27 protein-coding genes are annotated in these 26,535 nt (G+C 73.4%); 5 read left to right on the top strand and 22 right to left on the bottom strand.

The window, feature by feature from the left end:
* Positions 1-3: 3 nt before the first annotated feature.
* The 16 genes from J4N02_RS06320 to J4N02_RS06245 all read right to left on the bottom strand — a co-directional run bounded on the left by J4N02_RS06320 (position 4) and on the right by J4N02_RS06245 (position 12,402).
* Positions 4-654: a histidine phosphatase family protein gene (locus tag J4N02_RS06320; protein ID WP_182814972.1), complete on the bottom strand. Its 651-nt coding sequence runs from the start codon at positions 652-654 to the stop codon at positions 4-6.
* On the bottom strand, positions 654-1,037 hold the full coding sequence (gene rsfS / locus J4N02_RS06315; protein ID WP_182814973.1) for a ribosome silencing factor: 384 nt from the start codon (positions 1,035-1,037) through the stop codon (positions 654-656). The genes J4N02_RS06320 and rsfS overlap by 1 nt, the downstream gene beginning before the upstream one ends.
* Entirely contained in the window at positions 1,024-1,689 is a 666-nt protein-coding gene (gene nadD / locus J4N02_RS06310) for a nicotinate-nucleotide adenylyltransferase (protein WP_188333227.1), read from the bottom strand. The genes rsfS and nadD overlap by 14 nt, the downstream gene beginning before the upstream one ends.
* Positions 1,686-1,838, bottom strand: a complete 153-nt coding sequence (locus J4N02_RS06305) for a hypothetical protein (RefSeq protein WP_182814975.1) — start codon at positions 1,836-1,838, stop codon at positions 1,686-1,688. The genes nadD and J4N02_RS06305 overlap by 4 nt, the downstream gene beginning before the upstream one ends.
* Before the next feature lie 19 nt (positions 1,839-1,857).
* Positions 1,858-3,102, bottom strand: coding sequence for a glutamate-5-semialdehyde dehydrogenase (locus tag J4N02_RS06300; RefSeq protein WP_182814976.1), 1,245 nt, complete (start codon positions 3,100-3,102; stop codon positions 1,858-1,860).
* Between the two features lie 54 nt (positions 3,103-3,156).
* Complete coding sequence (locus J4N02_RS06295; RefSeq protein ID WP_182814977.1) at positions 3,157-3,369, bottom strand: hypothetical protein; 213 nt, start codon at positions 3,367-3,369, stop codon at positions 3,157-3,159.
* A 26-nt stretch (positions 3,370-3,395) separates the two neighbouring features.
* A complete protein-coding gene (gene proB, locus J4N02_RS06290) occupies positions 3,396-4,526 on the bottom strand; it encodes a glutamate 5-kinase (protein WP_208091152.1) in 1,131 nt (376 codons plus the stop codon).
* Positions 4,523-6,028 (bottom strand): GTPase ObgE, encoded by a 1,506-nt coding sequence (gene obgE / locus J4N02_RS06285; RefSeq protein ID WP_182814978.1) that lies wholly within the window; start codon positions 6,026-6,028, stop codon positions 4,523-4,525. Before obgE ends, proB begins: the two co-directional genes overlap by 4 nt.
* Before the next feature lie 11 nt (positions 6,029-6,039).
* Positions 6,040-6,423, bottom strand: a complete 384-nt coding sequence (locus J4N02_RS06280) for an RNA-binding S4 domain-containing protein (protein WP_182814979.1) — start codon at positions 6,421-6,423, stop codon at positions 6,040-6,042.
* 11 nt (positions 6,424-6,434) lie between these two features.
* On the bottom strand, positions 6,435-8,528 hold the full coding sequence (locus J4N02_RS06275; protein ID WP_188333228.1) for a glycoside hydrolase family 3 protein: 2,094 nt from the start codon (positions 8,526-8,528) through the stop codon (positions 6,435-6,437).
* 9 nt (positions 8,529-8,537) lie between these two features.
* Positions 8,538-9,548 (bottom strand): polysaccharide deacetylase family protein, encoded by a 1,011-nt coding sequence (locus J4N02_RS06270; protein WP_208091151.1) that lies wholly within the window; start codon positions 9,546-9,548, stop codon positions 8,538-8,540.
* Positions 9,541-9,798 carry a 50S ribosomal protein L27 gene (gene rpmA, locus J4N02_RS06265; protein ID WP_182814982.1) on the bottom strand — a complete coding sequence of 86 codons (258 nt, stop codon included), beginning with the start codon at positions 9,796-9,798 and terminating at the stop codon, positions 9,541-9,543. Before rpmA ends, J4N02_RS06270 begins: the two co-directional genes overlap by 8 nt.
* A gap of 13 nt (positions 9,799-9,811) precedes the next feature.
* Complete coding sequence (rplU, locus tag J4N02_RS06260; protein ID WP_182814983.1) at positions 9,812-10,123, bottom strand: 50S ribosomal protein L21; 312 nt, start codon at positions 10,121-10,123, stop codon at positions 9,812-9,814.
* A 145-nt stretch (positions 10,124-10,268) separates the two neighbouring features.
* The gene (locus tag J4N02_RS06255) at positions 10,269-10,919 is read right to left on the bottom strand and encodes an alpha/beta family hydrolase (protein ID WP_208091150.1); all 651 of its coding nucleotides are present in this window, start codon (positions 10,917-10,919) and stop codon (positions 10,269-10,271) included.
* A gap of 180 nt (positions 10,920-11,099) precedes the next feature.
* Positions 11,100-11,537, bottom strand: a complete 438-nt coding sequence (locus J4N02_RS06250; protein ID WP_188333229.1) for a hypothetical protein — start codon at positions 11,535-11,537, stop codon at positions 11,100-11,102.
* A 79-nt stretch (positions 11,538-11,616) separates the two neighbouring features.
* Positions 11,617-12,402 (bottom strand): PIG-L family deacetylase, encoded by a 786-nt coding sequence (locus tag J4N02_RS06245; protein WP_188333230.1) that lies wholly within the window; start codon positions 12,400-12,402, stop codon positions 11,617-11,619.
* Positions 12,403-12,454: 52 nt separating this feature from the next.
* On the opposite strand from J4N02_RS06245, the gene J4N02_RS06240 reads away from it, so the two are divergent.
* The gene (locus J4N02_RS06240) at positions 12,455-13,702 is read left to right on the top strand and encodes a DUF445 domain-containing protein (protein ID WP_208091149.1); all 1,248 of its coding nucleotides are present in this window, start codon (positions 12,455-12,457) and stop codon (positions 13,700-13,702) included.
* Positions 13,702-14,157 carry a hypothetical protein gene (locus J4N02_RS06235; protein ID WP_188333231.1) on the top strand — a complete coding sequence of 152 codons (456 nt, stop codon included), beginning with the start codon at positions 13,702-13,704 and terminating at the stop codon, positions 14,155-14,157. Before J4N02_RS06240 ends, J4N02_RS06235 begins: the two co-directional genes overlap by 1 nt.
* A 26-nt stretch (positions 14,158-14,183) precedes the next feature.
* Here J4N02_RS06235 and J4N02_RS06230 read toward each other — a convergent pair whose 3' ends face one another.
* Both J4N02_RS06230 and J4N02_RS06225 read right to left on the bottom strand, forming a co-directional pair.
* The gene (locus J4N02_RS06230) at positions 14,184-16,814 is read right to left on the bottom strand and encodes an Rne/Rng family ribonuclease (RefSeq protein WP_188333232.1); all 2,631 of its coding nucleotides are present in this window, start codon (positions 16,812-16,814) and stop codon (positions 14,184-14,186) included.
* A gap of 203 nt (positions 16,815-17,017) precedes the next feature.
* A complete protein-coding gene (locus tag J4N02_RS06225) occupies positions 17,018-17,743 on the bottom strand; it encodes a TIGR03936 family radical SAM-associated protein (RefSeq protein ID WP_188333233.1) in 726 nt (241 codons plus the stop codon).
* A gap of 42 nt (positions 17,744-17,785) precedes the next feature.
* Here J4N02_RS06225 and J4N02_RS06220 point away from each other — a divergent pair, with 42 nt between their 5' ends.
* Positions 17,786-19,036: a GNAT family N-acetyltransferase gene (locus tag J4N02_RS06220; protein WP_188333234.1), complete on the top strand. Its 1,251-nt coding sequence runs from the start codon at positions 17,786-17,788 to the stop codon at positions 19,034-19,036.
* Between the two features lies 1 nt (position 19,037).
* On the opposite strand, the gene J4N02_RS06215 is transcribed toward J4N02_RS06220, so the two are convergent.
* On the bottom strand, positions 19,038-20,777 hold the full coding sequence (locus J4N02_RS06215) for a SulP family inorganic anion transporter (protein ID WP_188333235.1): 1,740 nt from the start codon (positions 20,775-20,777) through the stop codon (positions 19,038-19,040).
* A gap of 99 nt (positions 20,778-20,876) precedes the next feature.
* Between J4N02_RS06215 and J4N02_RS06210 the strand changes: the two genes are divergently transcribed.
* Together J4N02_RS06210 and J4N02_RS06205 are read left to right on the top strand one after the other, a co-directional pair.
* Entirely contained in the window at positions 20,877-22,619 is a 1,743-nt protein-coding gene (locus J4N02_RS06210) for an AMP-binding protein (RefSeq protein WP_188333236.1), read from the top strand.
* 10 nt (positions 22,620-22,629) lie between these two features.
* On the top strand, positions 22,630-23,811 hold the full coding sequence (locus J4N02_RS06205; RefSeq protein ID WP_188333237.1) for an MFS transporter: 1,182 nt from the start codon (positions 22,630-22,632) through the stop codon (positions 23,809-23,811).
* Here the strand turns inward: J4N02_RS06205 and J4N02_RS06200 are convergent.
* From J4N02_RS06200 to purH, 3 genes are read right to left on the bottom strand one after another with little or no spacing between them, the layout of a single operon-like run.
* Positions 23,777-24,109, bottom strand: coding sequence for a DUF3017 domain-containing protein (locus J4N02_RS06200; protein ID WP_182814995.1), 333 nt, complete (start codon positions 24,107-24,109; stop codon positions 23,777-23,779). The two genes, J4N02_RS06205 and J4N02_RS06200, sit on opposite strands and share 35 nt — an antisense overlap.
* Positions 24,106-24,966 carry a bifunctional methylenetetrahydrofolate dehydrogenase/methenyltetrahydrofolate cyclohydrolase gene (locus J4N02_RS06195; protein WP_188333238.1) on the bottom strand — a complete coding sequence of 287 codons (861 nt, stop codon included), beginning with the start codon at positions 24,964-24,966 and terminating at the stop codon, positions 24,106-24,108. Before J4N02_RS06195 ends, J4N02_RS06200 begins: the two co-directional genes overlap by 4 nt.
* A 12-nt stretch (positions 24,967-24,978) precedes the next feature.
* Complete coding sequence (gene purH / locus J4N02_RS06190) at positions 24,979-26,535, bottom strand: bifunctional phosphoribosylaminoimidazolecarboxamide formyltransferase/IMP cyclohydrolase (RefSeq protein WP_188333239.1); 1,557 nt, start codon at positions 26,533-26,535, stop codon at positions 24,979-24,981.

Raw genomic sequence — 26,535 nt, 5'->3', positions numbered from 1 at the left:
GGCTCAGCGCGAGGAGGCCGACGGCGGCTGCCCGCCGTGGTTCACCACGACGTTGTTGTAGCTCAGCAGCCGCCAGCGCTGGTTGTGCTCCAGGATCGTCCAGGAGCAGTTCCACAGCCCCGACAGGGAGAAGGACGCGTCCAGCCCCAGCCCGAGGAACAACGACAGCCCCACGCGCAGCGCGAGGCCGTGCCCGACGACGACGGTGGTCTCCCCCGGGTGCGCGGACGCCACCCGGGCCAGCACGCCGGCGACTCGCTCACCCGCCTCCTCGGCGGTCTCCCCGGTCTCGGAGCGGCGGAAGTCGCGGCCGGTGTGGAGGGCGTCCTCGAACCACGGGTTCTCGACGGCCACCTCGACCGCCGTGCGGCCCTCCCACGAGCCGACGTGGATCTCGCGCAGGCCGGCGTCCACCTCGACGCCGATGCCGGACGCCGTGGCGATCGCCTCGGCCGTCGCGGAGGCGCGCAGCAGGTCGGAGGTGACCACGCGCGCGGCCTTCAGGCGGACGAGCCGCTCGGCCAGCGTGGCGGCCTGGGAGCGCCCGATGCGGTTGAGCGGGACGTCCTGCTGCCCCTGGAACCGCCCGGCCGCGTTCGAGTCGGTCTGGCCGTGGCGGACGAGCACCAGCTTGGTGCGCGGCGCGTCCTGCATCACGCCTCGACGGCTGCGACGCCCTCGTCGACGGAGAGCGCGATCGCCGGGCAGTCGCGCCACAGGCGCTCGAGCGAGTACAGCTGCCGCTCCTCGGCGTGCTGGACGTGCACCACGATGTCGCCGAAGTCGAGCAGCACCCAGCGCTTCTCGCCCTCGCCCTCGCGGCGCAGGACCTTGGAGCCGTCCTTGAACAGGGCCTCCTCGATCGCGTCGACCACGGCGCCCACCTGGGGCTCGTTCTTCGCGGTCACGATCAGGAAGACGTCGGTGAGGGCCAGGCGCTCCGACACGTCGAAGGCCACCAGGTCGGTGGCCTGCTTGTCGGCCGCCGCTTGGGCCGCCAACTGGGTGAGGTGGAGCGCGTGGTCAGTCGCCGCCATGAATCTCCTTGTCATCGGGGCCTTGGATGTACAGGCCCCGCTTGCTGATGTACTGCACGATACCGTCCGGCACCAAGTACCAGGTGGGCAGGCCGGACGCCGTGCGCTCGCGGCAGGCGGTCGACGAGATCGACAGCGCCGGGATCTCGATGAGGGTGACCTTGTCGGCCGGCAGGTGCGCGATGTCGGACTGGTCCAGTTCGACGCCGGGCCGGGAGACGCCCACGAAGTGGGCGAGCTCGAACAACTCGTCGGCGCCGCGCCACGTCAGGATCTGGCTGAGGGCGTCGGCTCCGGTGATGAAGTACAGCTGCGTTTCGGGCCCGCGGAGCTTGCGCAGGTCGCGCAGGGTGTCGACGGTGTAGGTGTCGCCCGGCCGCTCGATGTCGACCCGGCTCACCGAGAAGCGGGGGTTGGACGCCGTGGCGATGACCGTCATGAGGTAGCGGTCCTCGGGCGAGGAGACCTTCTTGTGGGCCTTCTGCCACGGCTGGCCGGTCGGCACGAAGACCACTTCGTCGAGGTCGAAGCGCGCCGCCACCTCACTCGCGGCCACGAGGTGGCCGTGGTGGATCGGGTCGAAGGTGCCACCCATGACGCCGAGGCGCCACGTGGCGCGGCCCGTGCCGTTGGCCAGGCCGGTGGACGTCATTCGCGCTCGGCCACCGCGTGCGGACGGGCCGAGCCGAAGCCGACGAGGATTCCGAGCAGGCTGAGCAGGCCCGCGAACACGACGAGGCCGGTGATGATGGCGCCGGTCTGGTCCCCGTGGCCGGCGGCTGCTTCGAGCAGGAGGTTCATGCGCGGGAGCATAGCGAACTCAGGCCCTGGTCTGCCCGTGGCCCGTGACCACGTACTTCGTGGCGGTCATCTCGGGCAGCGCCATCGGGCCGCGGGCGTGCAGCTTCTGCGTCGAGATGCCGATCTCGGCGCCGAACCCGAACTCGCCCCCGTCCACGAACCGGCTCGAGGCGTTCACCAGGACGGCCGCGGCGTCCACCTCGGCGACGAAGCGGTCGGCCGAGCGCAGGTCGGCGGTGACGATGGTCTCGGAGTGGCCGGTCGTGTGCTCGCGGATGTGGCCGATGGCCGCGTCCAGGTCGGGCACCACGTCGCAGGCGAGGTCGAGCGAGAGGTACTCGTCGTCGAACTCCCCGTCCCCGGCCGGCACGACGTCGGCCGAGTACGCCGCGACGGCCGGGGTCCCGTGGACCGTCACGCCGGCGTCCGCCAGCGCGGCCAGGGCCTTGGGCAGGAAGGCGGGGGCGGCGTCCGCGTGCACGAGCAGGGTCTCGACCGCGTTGCACACGCTGGGGCGCTGGGTCTTGGCGTTGAGCAGGATGCCGAGGGCCATGTCGTGGTCGGCCGAGGCGTCCACGAACAGGTGGCAGTTGCCGGTGCCGGTCTCGATCACGGGCACCTTCGAGCCCTCGACGACCGCGTTGATCAGGCCGGCCCCACCGCGCGGGATGAGCACGTCGACCAGGCCGCGGGCACCCATCATCTCGGCGGTGACCGAGCGGTCCCCCTCCACGAGCTGGGCGGCGTCGGCGGGCAGGCCGGCGTCGAGCAGGCCGTCGCGCAGGGCGGCCATGACGGCGCGGTTGGAGGCCAGCGTCGAGCTCGACCCGCGCAGCAGCGCCGCGTTGCCGGACTTCAGGGCGATGCCGGCGGCGTCGGCGGTCACGTTGGGGCGGGCCTCGTAGATGATGCCGACCACGCCGAAGGGCACCCGCACCTGACGCACGGTGACGCCGTTGGCGTTGGTCCAGCCGCGCAGCACGTCGCCGATCGGGTCGGGCAGCCCGGCGAGCTGGCGCAAGCCGTCGGCCATGCCCTGCAGGCGCTCGGGGGTGAGGCGGAGCCGGTCGATCAGGGCGGCGCTCGTGCCCGCGGCCTCGGCGGCGGCCACGTCCTCGGCGTTGGCCGCCAGGATCGCGTCCTGCGCGGCGAGCAGGCGGTCGGCCATCGCGCCCAGCGCGGCGTCCTTGGTCGCCCGGGACGCCGTGGCGAGCGTGCGCGCGGCGGTGCGCGCGGCGCGGGCCTGGTCGGTGAAGGTCGTCATGGCCGCCAGTCTAGGATTCGGCGCCCGCTCCCCCGGTCGTGCCCGAGGACTGGTTCAGGCCCGGCGCAGGGTGCGGGCGTACCACAGCAGGGCGACGCCGAGCACGATCATGCCCAGGCCCAGGCCGCCCATCAGGCCGAGGGAGGGCGGGCCCGCCTGCGCGAACGTGCCACTGAGGAACAGCAGGACGCCACCGGCGACCAGGGCCACCCCGCTGCGGGTGAGGTAGCCGGCCAGTTGCTGCTGCTCGGAGGGGTCGGACGCCATGGGCCACACCCTAGACGCCGAACGCGTCAGCCCCGGAACTTCTTGCGCAGGATGAGCGCGTCGCGGTGCACCAGCTCGCGGTCGAAGCCCTCCCCGCGCTCGGCGGCGAGCTCGCGAGTGGAACGGCCGAGCATCGAGGGCACGTCGGTCGCGTCGTAGTTGACCAGGCCGTGCCCCACCAGCTGGCCGTCGGGGCCGTCGAGGCGCACCGGGTCCCCGGCGTGGAACTCGCCGGTGAAGCCGGTCACGCCGGCCGGCAGCAGGGACGCCCCGCGCTCGACCACGGCGCGCACGGCACCCGCGTCGAGGGTCAGGACGCCCTCGACCTTGGACGCGTAGGCCAGCCAGAGCATCTTCCGGGAGCGGCGGCGGCCCGACGGGTGGAACAGGGTGCCGACGGGCTCGCCGGCCAGCGCCTCGGCCACCGCGGTCGCCGAGGCCAGCACGGTGGTCACGCCGGCGTGGGTGGCGATGCGGGCGGCCTCCAGCTTGGTGGCCATGCCGCCGGTGCCGACGGTGGACCCGCTCCGGGAGGTGTCGACGACCAGCTCGTCGACCTCGGGCACGTCGGTGATCCGCCGCGCGCCCGGGCGTGCGGGGTGGTCGGTGTAGAGGGCGTCCACGTCGGAGAGCAGGAACAGCGCGTCGGCCTGCACCACGTGGGCGACCAGCGCGGCCAGGCGGTCGTTGTCGCCGAAGCGCAGCTCGTTGGTGGCGACGGTGTCGTTCTCGTTGACGACGGGCACGACGCCGAGGTCGAGGAGCCGGGTCAGGGTCCGCAGGGCGTTGGCGTAGGAGGACTGCCGGGTGATGTCCTCCACCGTGAGCAGGACCTGGCCGACGGTGAGTCCGTGCGCGGCGAACAGCGAGGTGTAGCGCGCCAGCAGCAGGCCCTGGCCCACCGAGGCGGCCGCCTGCCGGGTGGCGAGGTCGCGGGGCCTGGCCCGCATGCCGAGCGGGTCGAGGCCGGCGGCCACAGCGCCGGAGCTGACCACCACGACCTCCCGGCCGGACGCCCGGGCCGCGGCGATGGCGTCCACGAGGGCGTTCATCTGGGCCATGTCGATGCGCCCGAAGGCGTCGGTGAGCGAAGAGGACCCCACCTTGACGACGATCCGCCGCGCCTCGCCGACGGAGCGCCGGATGGCGGCACTCACCAGCCGTCCTCCTCGTCGGACGCCGCGCGCCAGCTCTGCTTGGGGTCACGGGGCTTGCCCTCGGCATCGGCCTTGGCCGCGTGGTACTCGGCGTCCATCTCGCGGCGGCGCACGACGGAGGGACGCTCGCTGTGGAGGCGCTCGTCGTCGCCGCGACGGGTGAGGATCTCGGCGCCGGACTGGATCTGGGGCGCGAAGTCGAACACGACCGGGTTCTCGCCGGCGCCGATGGCCACGGCGTCCCCCTCGCGGGCACCGAGGCGCAGCAGCTCGTCCTCGATGCCGAGGCGGGTGAACCGGTCGGCGAGGTAGCCGACGGCCTCGGGGTTGGTGAAGTCGGTCTGCTTGACCCAGCGCTCGGGCTTGGTGCCCTCCACGCGCCAGACGAAGCCGCCCTCGCCGTCGCCCATGCGGCGGATGCCGAACTCGGGGCCGCCGGCCACCGGCGCGGGCCGGATCACGATCCGTTGCGGCGCGGGGGCGGGCGCGGCGTCCCGGCGCTGGCGGACGAGGTCGGCCATCGCGAAGGTGAGCCCCTGCAGGCCCTCGCCCGACTTGGTGGAGATGCGGAAGACCTTCAGCCCGCGCTCCTCGAGGTCGGGCGTGACCAGGTCGGCCAGCTCGGCGGCGTCGGGGATGTCGACCTTGTTGAGTGCGACCAGGCGCGGCCGGTCCTCCAGGCCGCCGTGGGCGGCGAGCTCGCCCTCGATGATGTCGAGGTCGGTGACCGGGTCGCGGCCGGGCTCGTAGGTGGCGCAGTCGATGACGTGCACGATGGCCTGGCAGCGCTCGATGTGGCGCAGGAAGTCGAAGCCCAGACCGCGGCCCTCGGAGGCGCCCTCGATCAGGCCGGGCACGTCGGCGACGGTGTAGGTGGTCTCCCCCGCGACGACGACGCCCAGGTTCGGCACCAGCGTGGTGAAGGGGTAATCGGCGATCTTCGGCCGCGCGCGGCTGATCGCCGCGATGAGGGAGCTCTTGCCCGCGCTGGGGAAGCCGACGAGCCCGACGTCGGCGAGCACCTTCAGCTCGAGGACGATCGTGCGCTCCTCGCCGTCCTCGCCCAGGAGGGCGAAGCCCGGGGCCTTGCGCGCGGCGGTCGCCAGCGCGGCGTTGCCCAGGCCGCCCTTGCCGCCGGCCGCGATCACGACCTCGGCGCCCTCGCCGACCAGGTCGGCCAGGACCTCGCCGGTGTCGGCGTCGCTGACCACGGTGCCCTCGGGCACGGCCAGCACGACGTCGTCGCCGTTGGCGCCGCGGCGGTGGTCGCCCTCGCCGGGCTGGCCGTTGGTGGCGCGGCGCTGGGACTGGCGGTGGTAGTCGACGAGCGTGGTCAGCCCGAGGTCGACGCGCAGGACGACCGAGCCGCCGTCACCGCCGTTGCCGCCGTCGGGGCCGCCCAGCGGCTTGAACTTCTCGCGGTGCACAGAGGCGCACCCGTGGCCACCGTTGCCACCGGAGACACGCAGGGTCGCGCGGTCGACGAACGAGGGAATGGCCATGGGCGCAGAGTCTACCGGCCCCGGCCGGGCCCGGTTCCGCGGAACGCGTCCATGACCCGCCGCTCCCGCTTCGTCGGACGCCCCGCGCCCCGGTCGCGCACCGCCACCTTCCCCACCATCTCGGGGATGGGCGGCGGCTTGGCCGGCGTGTGGTCGAGGTAGGCCTGCTGGGCGATCGCGGCGCCCACGCGCTTGACCAGGGTCGGGTCGACGACCTCGACGATGCGCTCCTCGTCGGCCCGGCGCACCCGGATGGTGTCCCCGGTCGCGACGAGCTGGGCGGCCTTGGCCTGCTTGTCGTTGACGCGCACGTGCCCGCCGCGCACCCCCGCGGTCGCCTCGGACCGCGTCTTGTACAGGCGCACGGCCCACAGCCAGGCGTCGAGTCGTGCCATACCGGCCGAGCCTAGTAGGTCAGGCCGTGGCCCAGCCGCCAGACGTTGCCGTCGGTGTCGGTGTAGGCGTACGTCAGTCCCTCGGGCATGTACTGCTCCTTGGCGTAGCCCGGCACGTCGTTGGGCGAGACGCAGACGCCGTCGGCGTCCACCGCGATGACGGCCTCGGACGCCGGCAGCGTGATCGGCAGCCTGCCGTGGGCCGGGCTGGCCCCGGTGATGACGTCGTACTGGGCGTCGTAGAACGTCGAGAAGCCCGCCACCACGGCGTCGGCGAGCGGCTCGACCGAGTCGAGGATCCACGGCAGGGACACGTTGACCGACAGCACCACCTTCTGGCCGCGTTGCCGCGCGGTCCGGCACAGCTCGGTGACCCGCTTGATGCCGGTCAGCGTGGTCTCGGTGTACCACTCGTCGTTCAGCGCCTTGAGCATGCGGTCCTCGCACAGGGTGAGCTCGAGCAGGCCCGGGGTCGCGTTGAAGTAGTGCCCCGACTGCGGGTCGAGGATCAGGTAGAGCGCGTCGGCCGCCTCGGGGGTCTCGACGAGCTCCACGACGGCGCTCTCGCGCGCCTCCTGCCGCGCCTTGGCGGTCTTGGCCGCGGACTGGCGCGGGTCCTTGTGGAACACCTCCACGTACACGCTCGCGCCCTGGGCGAGCGGCAGCGTGCCGGCCGAGTTCTTCAGCACGACCAGCGACTTGCGGTGCGTCCGCGCAGCCAGCTCCCAGCCCGGCGAGCCCTTGACCGCGGCGTCAGCACCCGCGGCGTCCACGTAGGTCTTCTCGTCGAACAGGCCGAGGGTGAACATCTCCTCCAGCAGCGCGCGGCAGGCCGCGTCGACGCGGGCCGGGGAGATCCAGCCGGCCTCGATCGCCGCGCGCAGGTCGGCGGTGTTGTTGGTGTCGGCGACGATGTCGGTGCCCGCGTTGATGGTCTTGGCGAACCGCTCGGGGATCGACAGCTCCTCCACGCCCCAGCACATGTTGTCGGTGATGCCGGAGTCGGAGTTGATGTAGCCGGTGAACCCCAGTTGGCCGCGCAGCAGGTCGTTGAGGATGTAGTGGTTGAACGCGAAGCCGACCTCCTCGTAGGGGATGTCCTTGCCGTCGACCGACTGCCAGCTCGACTTCTTGATCGACGGCGCCGAGTAGTACGGCATGAAGGACGACGTCTTGACCGCGGCGCGGAACGGCGGGAGGTGGTAGGTCTCGAAGCTGCCCGGGGTCGGGTAGCAGTTCCACTTGCCCTCGACGTAGTGGGGGTCGAAGCCGTTCTCGCGGGCGCCGCCACCCGGGAAGTGCTTCATCGTGGTGGCGAGGCTGTCGGGGCCCAGCTCGTCGCCCTGCAGCCCGGCCACGAGGCGCTCCACGATCTCGGAGATCAGCTCCGGGTCCTCGCCGAACGTGCCGTAGATGCGCTGCCAGCGCGGGTCGGTGACGACGTCGGCCATGTACATGTAGCCCTTGCGGATACCCGCGGCCAGCCACTCGGCACGGACGGCGGCGGCGAACTCGCTGGCCAGCGAGGCGTCCCCGCCGGCGGCCTTGTCGCCCAGGATCGCCGCGGCGATGCCCATCGTCGCCGGGAACGTCGAGAACATGCCGACCGAGTCGTTCATCCCGAACACCATCTCGCCGTTCTCGTTGCGCGAGTTGGACGCCGCGATCGTCGGGATGCCCAGCCGCGTGCCCTCGGCGACCTCGTTCATCCGGTTGTTCCACTCCGCCAGCTGCGACGGGGAGAAGTTGTCGCGCAGGATGAAGTGGCGCAGGTGCATCTGCTCGATCGTGTGCGTGGTCGGGTACACCTTCCGCGTCGCGAAGATGGACGTCCCCGCCTCGATGGTGCGCTCGTCGAGGACGCCGTCGTCGGAGGTGGCCTCCCCCTCGGGAACGCCGTAGCCGGTGAACCGGGTGTTGATCAGCATCAGGCCGACCTTCTCGTCCACCTCCATGCGGGAGACGAGGTCGGCGGCGCGCTCGGCCGGGGTCAGGCGCCAGTCCTCGTACGGGTCGAGCTCGCCGTTGCCGTTGAGGTCCTTGAAGTCGAGCCCGTCGACGCTGATGAGCTGCTTGGAACGGACCTGGAGGTTGGGCTGGCGCATGCCGGAAGCCTAGGGCGCCTTCGGCCCCCGCGTGCCGAGTCCGACGAACCTCGTCCCGGCGTCCAGCAGGCGGGGCAGCGCCTGCGCCACGCCCTCGGCCGTCCCGCCGGCCGGGCGGTTGAAGTGGCCCAGCACGATGTCCCCGGCCCGGGCCCTGGCCAGCCGCTGGGCGACGCCCGCCGGACCGAGGGTGGCGCCGTCGTCGAGGTTGACGCTCAGCCCCGCGATGGGCGCCCCGAGGTCGATGGCGATGGCCGCGGCCACCTCGTCGCAGTGTGCGGTGCCCGGGCGCATCGTGGCGGGCAGCGCCCCGGTGTTCTCGACGAACCAGTCGAACCCCGCCGTGACCTCGTCGTACACCTCGCCGACGTCGGCGGTCCCGGCGATGCCGTAGGCGCTGCGCCCGGCCACCGAGAGCGGCACGTGGCGCGTCCCGTGGCTGGCCAGCACGAACAGTGGGTCGGCGGCCAGCTCGGCCGCCAGGGCGGGGTTCGCGGCGATCCAGCGGGCGTTCAGGTACAGGGTGGCGGCCACCTCGTGGCGGCGCAGCGTCTCGATCAGGGCCTCGTCGTAGCCCGACCCGGCGGTGCCGCCGCCGCACGCGTCCAGCGTGAGGGCCACGCCGTCGGCGTCGGGGGCGGGGCTGTTCTGGTCACCGAGGCGGTTGACCACGCCGTCAACCTCCCAGCCCCACTCGGACGCCGCGCGCCCCGCGTACCGCGACACGATCTCCGCGCGCGAGGGCAGGGTACGGGACGCCGTGGCCGGCCCGGCCGTCGGGCTCGGGCTGGCCGACGGGCTGGGGGCCGGGGTCGGGGCGGTGCTCGGCGTCGCTGCAGGGGTGCTCGCCGCGGAACCCGTGGTCGCGAGGTCGGAAGGCTCCGCGGCCGGCGGTCGGGCGCAGCCGGCCCCGACCGCGGCAGCGGCACCCAGCAGCAGCCCGCGGCGTCCGAGGGTGCGTGCATGCGAAACGGGGGCGGCCATCAGGCCACCCCCGTCGTCACGTGCTTGCTCAGGCATCCGCCTGCGCGATGCTCACGATCTTGCGACCGCGACGCTCACCGAACTCGACGGTGCCCTCCTTGAGGGCGAACAGGGTGTCGTCCTTGCCGCGGCCGACGTTGTCGCCCGGGTGGAACTTGGTGCCACGCTGGCGGACGAGGATCTCGCCGGCGTTGACCTCCTGGCCGCCGAAGCGCTTCACGCCGAGGCGCTGCGCGTTCGAGTCACGACCGTTGCGCGAGCTGGATGCGCCCTTCTTGTGTGCCATGTCGTGAACCCCTTCAGCTCTCGATGCCGGTGATCTTGACGCGGGTGTAGCGCTGACGGTGACCCATGCGCTTCTTGTACCCGGTCTTGTTCTTGTACTTGAGGATGCGGATCTTCGGGCCCTTGTGCTCGGCCACGATCTCGGCCGTCACGGACACCTTCTCCAGCTTGCCCGCGTCGGTGGTGATGGCGTCGCCGTCCACCAGCATGAGCGGGGTGAGGTTGACGGTGGAGCCCACCTCAGCGTCGGTGATCTTGTCGACGGTGAGGACATCACCGACAGCCACCTTGTGCTGGCGTCCGCCGCTGCGCACGATCGCGTACACGCCTGACCTGCTTTCCTGAATCAAATCGTCTGTGTCGAACAACGAGGCGTCGAGCGCCTCGCATTCACGCGGTGCCGGAGGCGACGCATGGACGCACGCCCGCACGGGCACCGGGGATCAAGAATACGTCCCGCCACCACGAGGGTCAAACCGAGCGGTCTGCGGCGAGCCGCCCGACGAACTCGGCGACCGCCGCCGCCACGCGCGCGCCCGCGGGCCGCCGGAAGGAGTGGGTGGCGCCCGCCACCACGACGAGCTCGCGCGGCCCCGCCTGGGGCTCGGCCAGCGCCTGTTCGAGCTCGGCCGGCGAGCCGAACGGGTCGCGCGCGCCCGAGACCAGCAGCACGGGGACGCCGACCGGCGCCAGCTCCCCCAGCCGCGACTGCGCGGGCTTGCCGGGCGGGTGCAGCGGGAAGCTGAGCGCGACGACGCCGGCCAGGTCGGCGTCCCACGTGCGGCAGGCGATGCGGGCGCCGGCCGAGCGGCCGCCCGTGACCACCGGGACGCCGGGCCAGGTCGCGCGGACCGCCTCCACCCCGCACAGCCAGGCGGGGTCTGACGCCGGCGGGCGGGGGCCGACCTTGCGGCCCGCCACGCGCCAGGGCAACTCGTAGGTGACGACCGCCCAGCCGTGGCCGGGCAGCTTGGCCGCCACGGCGTCCAGGTCGACGGTGCGCACCTGGCCGGAGTGCCCGCCGCCGAGCAACAGGACGCCGCGCACCTGGTCGGGTGCGGCCACGTGCAGGAGGCCGGGACCGTCGGGGGTGGCCACCTCGCGGGTGTCGCTGCTCGTCACGGGCCACATCCTCTCATCTGTTCTCATGGTCGTCTCACCGGCCTGCAGGGTGGGGTCTGGCACGATGACGGACATGCCCACCTCGAACGCACCCGCCCCCCAGGGGCGCGGCAGCATCCGGTGGCGCCTGATCCTCGGCCCCGGCCCCGGAGACGGGGCCTCAGCGGGGGCGGGAGGGACTCAGTCGTCCCACTCGTCGTCGTCGTCCCACTCGTCATCGTCATCGTCGCCGTACACGGGCTTCTGCACGACCTTCTTGACCGCGGTGACCTTCGCGCGCTCGGCGGCAGCCCGCTCGCCGGCGATCCGGGCGGCCTCGGCCTCGGCCTCGCGCTGGGCCACGACCTCGTCGAGGGCGACCGACCACGAGGCGCCGGGGGCGACCAGGCCGTCACCCTCGGGCTGCTGGCCGGCGGTGTCGACGGCGCCGGCCTCGGTCGCGGTCTCGGTCGCGGTCGCGGGAGGGTGCGTCGCGCCCGACCGGGCGCCGACCACGATCGCGGCACCCAGTTCGCGCTGGTGGTCGGGCGAGGCGCCCAGGATCCCCACCGTCGCGCCGATCGCAGCGCTGCTCGCGAGCAGCGCCGTCACCGCGATGACCGTCACCTTGTTGCGCACGCCGACACACCTCTCCTTGATCTCGCCCCAGTCAACCGGCCCACCATGAGCATCCGTTGACGGGAAGATGAGAGGTTTCTCATCCGGCGAAGGGCCACCCCACGACCATCCCGTCGGGGCGGCCGGGCTCGATGTAGTGCTCCCAGCCCATCATCGCCGCGAAGCCCTGCTCCGGCATCGCGAGCATGCCCGCGGCGTCCGGCTGGGAGGCGTGCGCGGCGAGGGCCGCGCGCTTGGCGTCCAGCCACGGCGTGACGTCCACGGCCCAGTGCAGCTCCGCCTCGGGCGTCCCCAGCGGGTTGCCGTCGTCCAGGGGCGCGTCGACGTCCCAGTCCCCCTCCATGCCCGCCTCGACGGCCAGCGCGAACAGGCGACGCGCGGCGTCCCGGTTCATGGTCACCTCGAGGTACCGCGGACGCCGAGCGGCCAGCTCCGCGGCCTGCCGCACCACCCGGTGCACCTGGATGTGGTCGGGGTGGCCGTAGCCGCCGTGCCAGTCGTAGCCGACGACGACGTCGGCGTCCTCCTCGTCGAGGACGTCGGCGATCGTGCGCGCCACCGTGGCGACGTCAGCGTTCATGAAGGCGTCGGGGTGGCCGTTGGTGTCCCAGCCCGTCATGCCGGAGTCGAGGTGGTCGAGCCAGACCAGGCGCTGGGCGCCGGTCACCTCGGCGGACGCCGCGGCCTCGGCGCGGCGCAGCTCGGCGAGGTCGCCGTCGTGGCCGTCGGGGATCGTGCCGTGGTCGCCGCCCGTGCCGTACACCACGACGACGCGGTGGCCCTCGGCGGACAGGCGGGTCATGCTGCCCGACGTCTGGCTGGCCTCGTCGTCGGGGTGGGCGTGGACGAACACGATGGTGGACACGGTGGTCCATGGTGCCAGAACGCGGGCGTGGCAACCTTGAGGAGTGCAGTTGATGTCCCTGACCGCCGGCGACGAGGTCCGCCTGGCCCGCCTGCGGCGGATGAAGGCGATCGCCCTGTCCCTGCTCGTGTTCGCCGCGGTGGTCTACCTCGCCACCCTCCGGCTCGACCACAGCGGCGTGTGGGGCTACGTGAACACGATGTCCGAGGCGGCCATGGTCGGCGCCCTGGCGGACTGGTTCGCCGTGACCGCGCTGTTCCGCCACCCGTTGGGGATCCCCATCCCGCACACCGCGATCATCCCCCGCAAGAAGGACGAGCTGGCCGGCTCGTTGCAGTCCTTCTTCGCCTCCAACTTCCTCACCGAGGAGGTCGTCCGCGAGCGCATCGCCGACGCCGGCCTCGCCCGCCGCGGTGGGCGCTGGCTGCGCGACGAGGCCCACGCCCGCCGGGTCGTGGGCGAGGGCGTCCGGGTCGCCCGGGCGCTGCTCGGCCGGATCAAGGACGACGACGTGCGCACCCTGGCCGTCGACGTGGTGCTCCCCCGCCTCGACCGCGAGCCCGTCTCGCAGGTGACCGGCGCCCTGCTCGACAGCATCGTCGCCGACCGCGCGCACAAGGGCTTCGTCGACCTGGTGCTGCGCGAGGTGCACACCTGGCTGACCAAGAACCCGAAGGCCTTCACCGCGATCCTGCACGAGCGGGCGCCCCGGTGGTCGCCCCACTTCGTCAACCAGCGGGTGGTCTCGGCGCTGTACTGGCAGGCCCTCGACTGGGTCTCCGCGGTGCGCGACGACCCCGAGCACACGGCCCGCAAGGGGCTGGACGACCTGCTGCTCCGCATCGCCGGTGACCTGCAGGCCGACCCGTCGGTGCAGGCCCGGTTCGAGGCGCTCAAGACCCGCTTGCTCACGCACCCGCAGATCGGCCAGACCGTCGTGTCGCTGTGGGCCAGCGTGCGCCGCAGCCTCGAGTCGGCCCTCGACGACGCCGACTCCGACCTGCACGCGCGGGCGGTCCGCGGCGTCCAGGAGCTGGGTGAGGCCCTCGAGAACGACCCGGCCATGGCCGACCGCGTCGACTCCACCGCCTCGGACGCCGCCGCCTGGCTCGTCACCACCTACGGCCACGAGCTCAGCTCGGTGATCAGCCACACGATCCAGCGCTGGGACGGCCGCGACGCCAGCAAGCGCATCGAGCTCTACGTGGGCCGCGACCTGCAGTTCATCCGCATCAACGGCACCGTGGTGGGTGCCCTCGCCGGCCTCGTGATCCACACGGTCAGCCAGCTCGTCCTGTGATGGCCGGCCCGGAGCGCACCCGCACCCTGGTCACGACGGCCGGGGTGGTGGTCCTCGCGGCGGTCACCGCGGGGTCGCTCTTCGGGCGGGAGGACCCGGTCCGCGGGCTCGTCGTGGCCGGGTTGGTGCTCGCCCTCGGGGCCGCGCTGGTCCTGCCCCAGCTGCGCACCGGACGCCACACCCCGTGGTCGCAGGCGCGGGGGCGGGTGGCGCCCGGCCACGCCGTGGTGCTCTGGAAGCCCGGCTGCGCCTTCTGCGAGCTCCTCCTCCGCGCGGTCGGCGACGACCCGCGCGTCACCTGGGTCAACGTGTGGGCCGACCCCGAGGCCAACGCCGCGGTGCGCACGCACAACGACGGCAACGAGCTCACCCCCACCGCGCTCGTCGGCGACCGGGTGCTGGTCAACCCGTCGGCAGACGCCCTCCGGGCGGCGCTGGACGCCGACCCGGCCTGAGCCGGGCCGACGCCCACGTCAACGCGTCAGGACCCCGCGGGACCCGCGGTGTCGACCTGCTCGCCCGGGGCCTCGGCGTGGGCCGCGGGCTCGGCGGGCGCCTCGGCCGGGGACGACGGCGAGGACTCGGAGCGACCGCCCCGCGACCGGCCTCCGCGCGACCGGGCGCCACGGCGTCCGTTCGGGTCACGGTCGCCACCGTCGGCCGGCGCCTGGTCGGCGACCGGGGCCTCGTGGGTGTGGTAGCCGCGGCCCTTGCAGGTCTCGCACTGGACGGTGAACGCCTCGGCGAGGCCGGTGCCGATCCGCTTGCGCGTCATCTGGACCAGGCCCAGCGACGTGACCTCGGCCACCTGGTGGCGGGTGCGGTCGCGGCCCAGGCACTCGACGAGGCGGCGCAGCAGCAGTTCGCGGTTGGCGGGCAGCACCATGTCGATGAAGTCGATGACGATGATGCCGCCGATGTCGCGCAGGCGCAGCTGGCGGACGATCTCCTCGGCCGCCTCGAGGTTGTTCGACGTGACCGTCGCCTCGAGGTTGCCCTGCGTGCCGGTGAACTTGCCGGTGTTGACGTCGATGACGGTCATGGCCTCGGTGCGGTCGATGATCAGCGACCCGCCCGAGGGCAGGTGCACCTTGCGCTCGAGTGCCTTGGCCACCTGCTCGTGGACGCGGAACTTCTCGAAGATGTCGCCCTCGCTCGCGCGGTCCCAGCGGCGCAGTCGCTCGGCCAGGTGCGGCGCCACGTGGGTGACGTAGGCCTCCATGGTGTCCCAGGCGTCCTCGCCCTCGCCGTTGCCGTCGACGATGAGCTTGGTGAAGTCCTCGGTGAACAGGTCACGCACGATGCGGACGGTCAGGTCGGGCTCGGTGTAGAGCTGCTGCGGGGCGGAGCCCTGCTTGACCTTCTTCTCGATGACCTCCCACTGCGCCTTGAGGCGGCTGACGTCGCGCTCGAGCTCCTCCTGCGAGGCGCCCTCGGCGGCGGTGCGGACGATCACCGAGGCGTCGTCGCCGACGGCCTCGTCGAGGATGCCCTTGAGGCGGTTGCGCTCGTTCTCGGGCAGCTTGCGGGAGATGCCGGACAGCTGGCCGCCCGGGCAGTAGACCACGTAGCGGCCGGGGATCGAGATGTTCGCGGTCAGGCGCGCCCCCTTGGCGCCGATCGGGTCCTTGGTGACCTGCACCAGGATCGCCTGCCCCGACTTCAGGACTTTCTCGACCTTGCGGTCGTCGCCGGTCACGCCGAACGTCTCCCAGTCGACCTCGCCGGCGTACAGCACGGCGTTGCGGCCGCGGCCGATGTCGATGAACGCGGCCTCCATGCTGGGCAGCACGTTCTGCACGCGGCCCAGGTACACGTTGCCGATCAGCGAGGCGGAGCTGGCGCGGTCGACGTAGTGCTCGACGAGGACGCCGTCCTCCATCACCGCGATCTGCGTGTAGTCGTCGGCCTGGCGGATCAGCATCTGCCGGTCGACCGACTCGCGGCGGGCCAGGAACTCGGCCTCGGACAGGATCGGAGCCCGGCGGCGGCCGGCGGCGCGCCCCTCGCGGCGGCGCTGGCGCTTGGCCTCCATGCGGGTGGAGCCCTCGATGCCGGTGATCTGGTCGGCGGCGCTCTCGGACCCGCCACGGCTGCGGCTGGCGCGCGGCTCGCGCACCTTCACCACGACGTCGACGCCGTCCTCGGCGCCCTCGGTCCCGGTGTCCTCACCGCGGCGGCGGCGGCGACGGCGGCGGCGGCCGCTGCTGGGCGTCGCCTCCTCGCCCTCACCGTTCTCGTCGTCGGCGTCGCTGTCGTCGTCCTCGGACGCCGAGCCCTCGGCCTGGTCGTCGCCCGAGTCGTCGGCGTCGGAGTCGTCGCCGTCCTCGGAGTCGGAGCCCCGACGGCGGCGGCGGCCACCACGGCGGCGCCGGCGGCGGCGCGGGGCCGCGTCGTCGGAGTCGTCGGAGTCGTCGCCGTCGTCGGCGCCCTCGGCGTCGGTGGAGTCGTCGGAGTCTGAGTCGTCGCCGTCCTCGGCCTCGTCGGCGGCCTCCTCGTCACCGGCGTCGCCGCTGATCGCGGCGGCCAGGTCCTGGAGGGCGGCGGAGACGTCGTCGGGGTCGATGGCGTCGGCGGTGGCGTCGTGCTGGTGCTCGGCGCTCAGCTGGGCCAGGCCCTCGGCAACGGGGTCGGCGCCCTCGGCGTCCGCCTCGGGCTGGGGCTCGGGCTGCGTCGCCCGCGTGCGGCGGCGGGACGTGCGGCGGCGGGGGGCGGGGGCCGGCTCGGGCTCAGGTTCCGGCTGGAGCTCGACGGACTCGTCGACGGCCGGCTCCTCGGCCTCCTCGGCGGGCTCGTCACCCTCCACGGCCTCGGCGGCGGCGTCCTCGACGGGAGCCTCCTCCTCGACGGCGTCGTCGGTGTCGGCGACGGCCTCCTCCTCGAGCGGGGTGGCCTCCGCGACGGGCTCGCCGGCGACCTCGGCCCACTCGGCCTCGACGGACTCGGGCTCGGCGGCGGGCGGTGCGATCTCGGCGGGCGCCGGGGTGGGCGCTATCTCCTTGGGCGGGCCGGCCGGGCGGCTCGCGGCGCGCCGGCGGCGGCGCGGCGGTGTCGCGGGGGCGGAGTCGGCGGACTCGGGGGTAGCGCCGGTCGGGACATCCGAATCGAGCATGTGCTCTCCTCACACGGCAGGCGGACCTGCCGGACATGGGGCACGCGGCGACCGGACGGCCGGGGCGTGCCAAAGCTTGCGGTTTTCTCGGGAACCCGCCGCGGTCGAGGGCTCACATTCGTCGCGGCCTGGCGCCCGGTCGGGCGCCGGTGGCGGCGTCCAACCTGTCGCTCATTGTTCCACACCCCGTGCCGAAACCCCAGCTAGTCGGACGGGCGAGCCTCGAAGGGACCCACGATCCGGGTGCCGTCCCACTCGCCCTGGGCCAGCCGGGTGAGCAGGGGCGGGTCGGTCGGGACGAAGCCCTCCTCGACCTGCCCGAGGGCCTGCAGGACGTCGTCGGGCCGCACCAGCGGCGTCCCGTGGCGGGAGACCAGGCGCAGCGTGGCGTCGTCGGCCACCTCGAGGCCGATGATCGCCTCGCGGGCGTCGAAGGTGCGCATGCCGGTCTTGGTCATGCGCTGGACCTCCACCACCTCGGCGGCCAGCAGGGCGGCCACGGCGCGGTCGAGCACCTCGCGCGGCACCCCCGTGACCCCGATCTGCCACGCGGACGCCGTGAGCCGGTCCGCGATGCCGCCCGGCGGCGCCGGCACCACCTCGAGGACGTGCAGCCCGTCGGGCAGCGCCGCGTCGAGGGCGACCCGCACGGCCTCGGGGTCGGCGACCTCGCGCAGCCCGATCTCGAGGTACTCGGCCTCGGTGGCCGCGCCGGTCGGGGACGCGTTCGCGAACGACACCCGCTGGTGGGGGTTGTAGCCGGAGCTGTAGGCCATGGGGACGCCCGCCCGGCGCAGCGCACGCTCGAAGGCGCGGCTGAAGTCGCGGTGGCTGGTGAAGCGGGCGCGGCCGCGCTTGGCGTAGCGCACCTGGAGCTTCTGGACCGGCGGGGCCTGCTGCTCGGGCTGCTTGCGGGGAGCGTTCGTCACGGCGCGGAGCCTACCGCCACGGCGACTGGCTAGGGTGGCAGGGTGCAGATCGACTACCGCAGCTTCACCCCCTCCGACGTCGGCGACGACGAGCTCCGCGGCTGGTTCGAGGCGGTCGGCCTGGGCTTCGGCCAGGGCCGCGCCCAGGACGAGGCGTTCACCCGCTGGCGGGCCGACATCGTCCGTGACGGCTGGCGCCTCGACGGCGCGTACGCGGCCTCCCCGGCCTTCGGGCTGGGCGCCGACGTCCCCGTCGGCACGTTCGCCACCACGACCCAGACCATCAACACCGGCGCCGGGCACCTCGAGCCGGCCTGCTTCATCACCGACGTCACCGTGCGCACCACCCACCGCCGCCGCGGGTTGCTGACCCGGCTCATGGGTGACGCCCTGCGCCGCGCCCGCGACGAGGACCTGTCCCTCGCGGCCCTGACCGTGACCGAGGGCGGCATCTACGGCCGGTTCGGGTTCGGCGTGGCGACGACGTACACCCGCGCCGAGCTCGACACGGGCCCCCGGTTCCAACTGACCCGCGACATCGAGCCCCGGGTCGAGCTGGCCACGCCCGCGGCGTCCGTGGCGGCGCGCCGGGAGGTCTTCGACACCTTCCACGCGACGCACCGCGGGTCGCACCAGCGCCTGGCGTTCTACGACCCCTACCTGTCGGGCGAGTGGGACTTCGACAAGAACGGCCCGAACCACGACGTCCGCAGCGCCGTGCACCTGGGCGCCGACGGGCGCCCCGACGGCGCGGTCTCCTACCTGTTCGAGGAGAACGGGTCGCAGCTGCGGGTGCTCGACCTGCTCGCCGCCAACGCCGAGGCGGAGTTGGGCCTGTGGCAGTTCCTCGGGGCGATCGACCTGGTGGAGAAGGTCGTGGTGCGGCGGCTGCCCCCCACCACGGCCCTGCCCTGGGCCCTGGCGGACCCGCACCGCCTCAAGGTCACCGGGAGCGGGGACTACACGTGGCTCCGGGTGCTGGACGTGCCCCGCGCCCTGGGCGTGCGCGCGTTCGAGTCCGACGGTGAGGTCAGCTTCACCGTCGACGACGCGCAGGGGCTGGCCTCGGGGTCGTACCGGCTCGTGGTCCGCGACGGGCGGGCCGAGGTGGCCCCGGCGTCCGGCGCGCACCTACGCCTCGACGTCCGGGCCCTGGGCAGCCTCTACCTCGGCCTCGTGGACGCCCACGTGCTGGCCGCCGCGGGGCAGGTGACGGGCCCGGCGTCCGAGGTGGACGCGCTGTCGGCGCTGTTCCGCACGGCCCTGCCCCCGGTCAACGCCTCGGGGTTCTGACTCAGCGACGGGTGGGCAGGCCGGCGGGCGGGCGTCCCTCCGCCGCGGTGAAGGCCTCCGCGTAGGCGGCCACGGCCGTGGGCAGGGTCGCGTGGACGTTCTCCGGACCCACCGCGGCGAGCAGCCCGGCCTTGTCGAACAGCTCCAGCACCTCGGCCTTGACGCGCGCGAGCGCGAAGGTGATCCCCCGGGACTCCAGGTCGGAGCGCAACTCCTCCAGCGCGTCCACGGCGGTGAGGTCGGGGTCGATGTTGGCCTCGGCGTTCAGCAGGAACCACCGCACCGGGCCGTCGGCCTCGTCGAGGGCCAGACGCGCCCGCTGGACGAAGTTGGCGGCGTTGGCGAAGAAGAGCGGCGCGTCGTAGCGGAACACCAGCAGGCCCTCGACCTGGGTGGCCCCCGGGTGGTCGTCGATGTCGTGCATGCCGGCCACGTCGGGCACGAAGCCGAGGACGCCGTCGTGCGGCTGGGCGATCCGCCGGATGACGTCCAGGATGCTGAGCGCCACCGCGACCCCGATGCCCCCGAGCACGCCCAGCACCACGACGCCGATGGCGGTGGCGGCCGTGAGCACGACCTCGCTGCGCCGGAAGCGGGCGATGCGGGCCAGGGCCGCCCCGTCCACGAGCCGGGTCGCGGCGAAGATGATGATGGCGCCCATCGCCGCGCTGGGGAACGTGGACAGCACCGGGCCGGCGACGAGCAGGACGAGGACGACCCCGGCCAGCGCCACCAGCGAGTGCGCCTGGGTGCGGCTGCCGACGGCGTCGCCGAGCACGGTGCGGCTGCCGCTCGAGCTCACCGGGAAGGCCTGCGTCAGGCCCGCCGCGAGGTTGGTGGCCCCGAGCGCGAGCAGTTCCTGCCCCGCGTCGATGTCCTCGTGGCGGCGGGCGGCGAACGCACGCCCGGTCAGCACGTTGTCGGAGTAGCCGACCAGCGCGATGCCCACGGCCCACGGCAGGACCGCCAGCAGGTCGATGCCGGCGAAGTCGGGCAGGCGCGGCAGGGGCAGGCCCAACGGCACCTCCCCGATCGTGACCAGCCCCCAGCCGGCCACGGCCGGCAGCGCCGCCACCCCGCCCGCGGCCAGCATGACCAGCAGCGGTCCGGGCCAGCGCGGCCGCCACGCCTTGAGCGCGAACACGGCGACCAGCACGGCCGCAGCCATCCCGACGGAGGGCAGGTGGACGGCGCCCACCTGCGCCGCGAGGGAGGCGACCTCCTCGATGGGGCCGTCCCCGGTGACGTCCAGCTTCGTGACCCGGCCCAGCTGCGAGGAGATCATCAGGACCGCGACCCCGATGAGGTAGCCCTGCAGCACCGGCTTGGAGAGCAGCGTGGCCAGGAACCCCAGGCGGGCCACCCACCCCAGCAGGCCGACGAGGCCGACGGCCAGCGCGAGCACCGCGGCCGCGTCGGCCCAGCGCTCGGGCCCGATGGACGCCGTGACGACCCCCAGCGCGGCCGCGGTCATCAGCGCCGTGGTCGACTCGGGGCCGACCGACAGCTGGCGCGAGGACCCGACGAGCGCGTAGATCGCCAGCGGCGCCAGCATCCCCCACAGCCCCACGACCGGCGGTAGACCCGCGATCTGGGCGTACGCCATCACCTGGGGGACGAGGTAGGCCGTCACGGTGAGGCCGGCCATGACGTCGGGCCGCAGCCAGGCCCGGTCGTAGTTCCGCAGCACGGCCAGGCCCGGGAGGTACCGCTCCCAGCCCCGGGTCCGCGCGCTCTCCATGGCGGGAGGGTAGTGGTCGGTGGGCGTCCGCGGGGCCGGGGCGCGCCAACCCGTGGCACAACCTACGGGCCCGTAGGTTGAAGCCCTAGAGTGACGCCCATGACCTACGCCGGCCGCCCCGCAACCTCCGCCACGGACGCCGTCCGCGCCGCCCGCGACTTCCTCCTGCACCACCCCCACGACTACGACACCGTCGTGCGCGACTTCGCCTGGCCGCGGCTGGAGGAGTTCAACTTCGCCCTCGAGTGGTTCGACGTGGTCGCCGGCGAGCACCCCGACCGCGCCGCGGTGACGATCGTCGAGGAGGCCACGGGCGAGACCCACTCCTGGTCCTACGGCGAGCTGGCCCGTCGCTCCGACCAGGTCGCCTCGTGGCTCGTGGACCTGGGCATGCGCCCCGGCGACAAGATGGTCGTGATGCTGAACAACACCATCGAGCTGTGGGAGATCCTCATGGCGCTGATGAAGGTCGGCGCGGTGGCGATCCCCACCTCGACCCTGCTCAACGACGAGGACCTGGCCTGGCGCATCGCGACCGCCGACGCCCGGTTCGCCATCGCCCCGGTGACGCTCGCCGACCGGTTCGACCTCGCCCGGGCCGACACCCTGAAGATCGCCGTGCCCGCCACGTGGGCCCACGACGAGCCCGCCCCCGAGGGCTGGGAGCGCTGGGGAGCCTCGTTCGGGGCGTCCGAGGCCTTCACCCCGGCGGGGCCGACCCCGGCCGACGCGACGTCGCTGCTGTACTTCACCTCGGGCACGACCGCGCGCCCGAAGCTCGTGCGGCACACGCAGGTCTCCTACCCCGTCGCCCACCTGTCGACCATGTACTGGCTGGGCGTGCGCCCCGGCGACGTGCACCTGAACATCTCCTCGCCGGGCTGGGGCAAGCACGCGTGGAGTAACTTCTTCTCCCCGTTCCTGGCGCAGGCGACGGTGTTCATCCTCAACTACGAGCGGTTCAGCGCCGAGCGGCTGCTGCAGGTGATGGACACCCACCAGGTCTCGAGCTTCTGTGCTCCCCCCACGGTGTGGCGCATGCTGATCCAGGCCGACCTGACCCGCCTGTTCCGCCCGCCGCGCGAGCTCGTGGGCGCCGGCGAGGCACTCAACCCCGAGGTGATCAACAAGGTCCGCGACGCGTGGCACAACACCATCCGCGACGGGTACGGCCAGACCGAGATGACGTGCTGCATCGGCAACTCCCCCGGCCAGCCGGTCAAGACCGGCGCGATGGGACGCCCCATGCCCGGCTACCGCGTCGTCCTGGTCGACCCCAACACCGACGAGCTGGTGGAGGGCGCCGGCGAGGGCGAGATCTGCCTCGACCTGTCCTACCACCACGCCGGCCTGATGGGCGGCTACTACGAGGCGCCCGAGCTGACCGCCGAGGCCTGCCGCGGCGGGTACTACCACACCGGTGACATCGGCACCCGGGACGAGGACGGCTACATCACCTACGTGGGCCGCGCCGACGACGTGTTCAAGGCGTCCGACTACAAGATCTCGCCCTTCGAGCTGGAGAGCGCGCTCATGCTGCACCCGGCCGTGGCCGAGTGCGCCGTGGTGCCCTCCCCCGACGAGGTGCGCGGTGCCGTCCCGAAGGCCTACGTGACGCTCGCGGGCGGGCACGAAGGCGGCCGCGAGGTCGCGGCGTCCGTGTTCGCGCACTGTCGCGAGCACCTCAACGGCTACCAGCTGGTGCGCATCATCGAGTTCACGCCGGCGCTGCCGAAGACGATCAGCTCGAAGATCCGCCGGGTCGAACTGCGCGCCGCCGAGGCGCAGCGGGTCGAGGCGGGGCAGGATGAGGGGCAGTACTTCTACCGCGACTTCCGATGAGGTGACCCGCGTGGCCCAGCCGTGGCACCGCCTGGCCGCAGCGCTCGTGGCGGCCGGCTGGGGCGCGAACCAGTTCGCCCCCATGCTGCTGGTCTACCGGGCCGAGCGGGGCCTGACGGAACAGGCCGTCACCGGCATGTTCGCCGTCTACGTGGCCGGCCTCGTGCCCGCCCTGCTGGTCGCCGCGTGGTGGAGCCAGCACCACGGCAAGCGCCCGATGCTGCGCATCTCCACCGTCCTGATGCTGCTCGGGTCCCTCCTCCTGCTGGCGGGTGCGGACGCCCCGTGGCTGCTGGCCGCCGGGCGCGTGGTCGGCGGGGTCGGGATCGGCTTCGCGATGGGGCCCGGTACCGCGTGGATGAAGGAGCTCTCCGCCGGTGAGGTGCCCGGCACCGGCGCGCGCCGGGCGGCCCTGGCCCTGACCGGCGGGTTCGCGCTGGGCCCCCTGGCCGCCGGCATCGCCGCACAGTGGCTGCCGGCCCCGCTCCACCTCACCTACGCCCTCCACCTGGTCGTGCAGGCGGTCGCGACCGTCCTGGTCTGGAACCTGCCCGAGCTCGACCGGGGTGACCACCCCACCCCCTCGGTGGGGCGCGTGGTCCGGCACGTGACCCAGGGCTGGTTCCTGCGCGCCGTGCTGCTCACGGCGCCGTGGGTGTTCGGCTGCGCCTCGGTGTCGTTCGCGGTCATGCCCTCGGTGATCGGCCCGCTCCCCGGCCTGCCGCGGATCGCCGCCGCCGGCGCGCTCGCCGGCCTCACGCTGGGCACGTCGGTGCTGCTGCAGCCGTCGATGAAGCGCTGGGCGACCAGCCACCCGGGTCGGGTGACCGCCCTCGGCATGGGCGTCACGGCGCTCGGCATGGGGCTCGCGACGGCCGCTGCGTTGCGGCCGGCGTGGTGGTGGCTGCCGCTCATCGCCGTGGTCCTGGGGTCCGCCCATGGGTTGGTCCTCGTGTGCTGCATGACCACGCTCGAGCTCAACACGCCGCAGGAACTCATGGCGGCGACGACCGCGGTGACCTACTGCCTGACCTACATCGGGTTCCTGTCGCCCTACGTGATCGCCGTGCTGTCGCTGGTCGGCCCCGCCTGGATCGCGCTCGCCGCCGGGGCGGGCATCGCGGCCGTGACCACGGCCTGGCTGGCCGCACAGCGGCTCACGGCTGCGGGGGGACCACCAGCGACAGCGTGACGATGCCGGCGCCGAGCAGGCCGAGGCAGACGACGTCCACCCACCGCTTGCGCACGTTGAGCAGGCCGACCCGGTCCTCGGGCAGGAACGCCCGGAGCAGCGTGGCGACGACGAACGTGGCCCCGATGGTGAACGACCCGCGCTTCCAGTGGCTCAGCCCCACCCACGCCAGCCCCACCGAGATGCCGACGAGCACCACGAACAACGGCCACTGGCCGAGGACGAGCTGGTACCACGGGCGCGGGGCCCGCGGCCCCTGGGCGGGCGACCAGGGGCCCCCGGGGTCGGCGTGGCTCACGAACCGGACGCTACCAGCGCCTCCGCGCGGTCCACGACGTTCGACAGCAGCATCGCGCGGGTCATCGGCCCAACCCCGCCCGGGTTGGGGGTGACCCACGCGGCCTTGTCCCAGACGTCGGGGGCCAGGTCACCCACGGTCTTGCCGTCGACGCGGCTGACGCCGACGTCGATGCAGACCGCACCCTCGCGGATCATGTCGGCGGTGACCATGCCGGGGACCCCGGCGGCCGCCACCACGATGTCGGCCCGGCGGGTGTGGTCGGCCAGGTCGCGGGTGCCGGTGTGGCACAGGGTCACCGTGGCGTTCTCGGAGCGGCGCGTCAGGATCAGGCCCAGGGGGCGACCCACCGTGATGCCGCGGCCGACGACCACGACCTCGGCGCCCTTCCACCCCACGCCGTGGCGCCGGACCAGCTCGACGATGCCGCGCGGAGTGCACGGCAGGGTGGCGGGCTCGTTGAGCACGAGGCGACCGAGGTTGATGGGGTGCAGGCCGTCGGCGTCCTTGTCGGGGTCGATCAGCGACAGCGCCCAGTTCTCGTCGAGGTGCTTCGGGATCGGCAGCTGCACGATGTAACCCGTGCAGGCGTCGTCGGCGTTCAGCCCCCGGATCGCCTCCTCGACCTGCGCGGCCGTGGCGTCGGCGGGCAGCTCGACCCGGATCGAGGAGATCCCCACCTGCTCGCAGTCACGGTGCTTCATGCGCACGTAGTTCTGCGAGGCCGGGTCCTCCCCGACCAGCACGGTGGCCAGCCCGGGCACGACGCCCCGCTCGCGCAGCGCGGCCACGCGGGTGGTCAGCTCGGTCTTGATCGCGGCGGCGGTGGCCACCCCGTCCAGCTTCTGTGCGGTCATGTCAGCGTCCGATCAGTGGAAGAAGTGGCGGGTGCCGGTGAAGTAGAGGGCGACGCCCTTGTCCCGGCACAGGGCGATGGTCTCGTCGTCGCGCACCGACCCACCGGGCTGGACGATCGCCTTCACCCCACCGTCGATGAGGATGGCCGGCCCGTCGCTGAACGGGAAGAACGCATCGGACGCCGCCACGCTCCCGGCGGCGCGCTCGCCCGCGCGCTCCACGGCCAGCTTGCAGGAGTCGACGCGGTTGACCTGGCCCATGCCCACGCCCACCGACGCCCCGTCGGAGGCGAGCAGGATGGCGTTCGACTTCACGGCCCGGCACGCGCGCCACGCGAAGGCGAGGTCGGCCAGCGTGGCCTCGTCGACGGCGTCGCCGGCCGCGAGGGTCCAGTTCGCGGGGTCGTCGCCGTCGGCCTCGATGGTGTCGGCGTGCTGCATGAGCATGCCGCCGGTGATCGGCTTGAGCTCGACGCCGCCGCCGGGGTAGTCGGGCGCGACGAGGATGCGGATGTTCTTCTTGCGGTTGAGGACCTCGACAGCACCGTCCTCGTAGCCGGGGGCGATGATCACCTCGGTGAACACCTCGGCGACCTGCTCGGCCATGGCCACGCTCACCGGACGGTTCGCCGCGATGACCCCGCCGAACGCCGAGACCGGGTCGCAGGCGTGGGCGCGGCGGTGGGCCTCGGCGATGTCGGCGCCGACCGCGATGCCGCACGGGTTGGCGTGCTTGATGATCGCCACCGCGGGCTCGGCGAAGTCGTACGCCGCGCGGTAGGCGGCGTCGCCGTCGGTGTAGTTGTTGTAGCTCATCTCCTTGCCGTGCAGCTGCTCGGCCTGGGCGATGCCGTCGGCCCCGTGGCCGTTGCGGTACAGCGCGGCGGGCTGGTGGCTGTTCTCGCCGTAGCGCAGCGACCAGGCCTTCGACCAGGTCGCGCCGACCCACGCCGGGAACCCGTCGCCGTCGGAGGAGTCGGTCAGGACGTTGCCCATCCACGAGGCCACCGCGACGTCGTAGGTGGCCGTGTGCACGAACGCGGCCGCGGCGAGCGCCTTGCGCTGCTCGAGGGTGAAGCCGCTGGCAGCGAGCGCCTCGGTCAGCTGCCCGTACTGCTCGGGCGAGGTGATGATCGCCACGCTCGGGTGGTTCTTCGCGGCCGCACGCACCATCGAGGGCCCGCCGATGTCGATCTGCTCGACGCACTCGTCCGGCGAGGCGCCGGAGGCGACCGTCTGCGTGAACGGGTAGAGGTTGCTGACGACCAGGTCGAAGGGCTCGACGCCGAGCTCACCCAGCTGCGCCACGTGGCTGTCGAGGCGGCGGTCGGCCAGGATCCCGGCGTGCACGCGCGGGTGCAGCGTCTTCACGCGCCCGTCGAGGCACTCGGGGAAACCGGTCAGCTCCGAGACCTCCGTCACCGGCACGCCCGCCTCGGCGAGCAGCTTGTACGACCCGCCGGTGGAGACGACCTCGACGCCGGCGTCAGCCAGGGCGCGACCCAGGTCGGCCAGGCCGGTCTTGTCGTACACCGAGACCAGGGCCCGGCGGATGGCGATGCGATCCAT

Origin of the sequence: Propioniciclava sp. MC1595 (genome assembly GCF_017569205.1) — a bacterium.
GTDB lineage: Bacteria > Actinomycetota > Actinomycetes > Propionibacteriales > Propionibacteriaceae > Propioniciclava.
The sequence above is the reverse complement of the archived record's forward strand: the minus strand, read 5'-3'. Positions and strand labels throughout refer to the sequence as shown.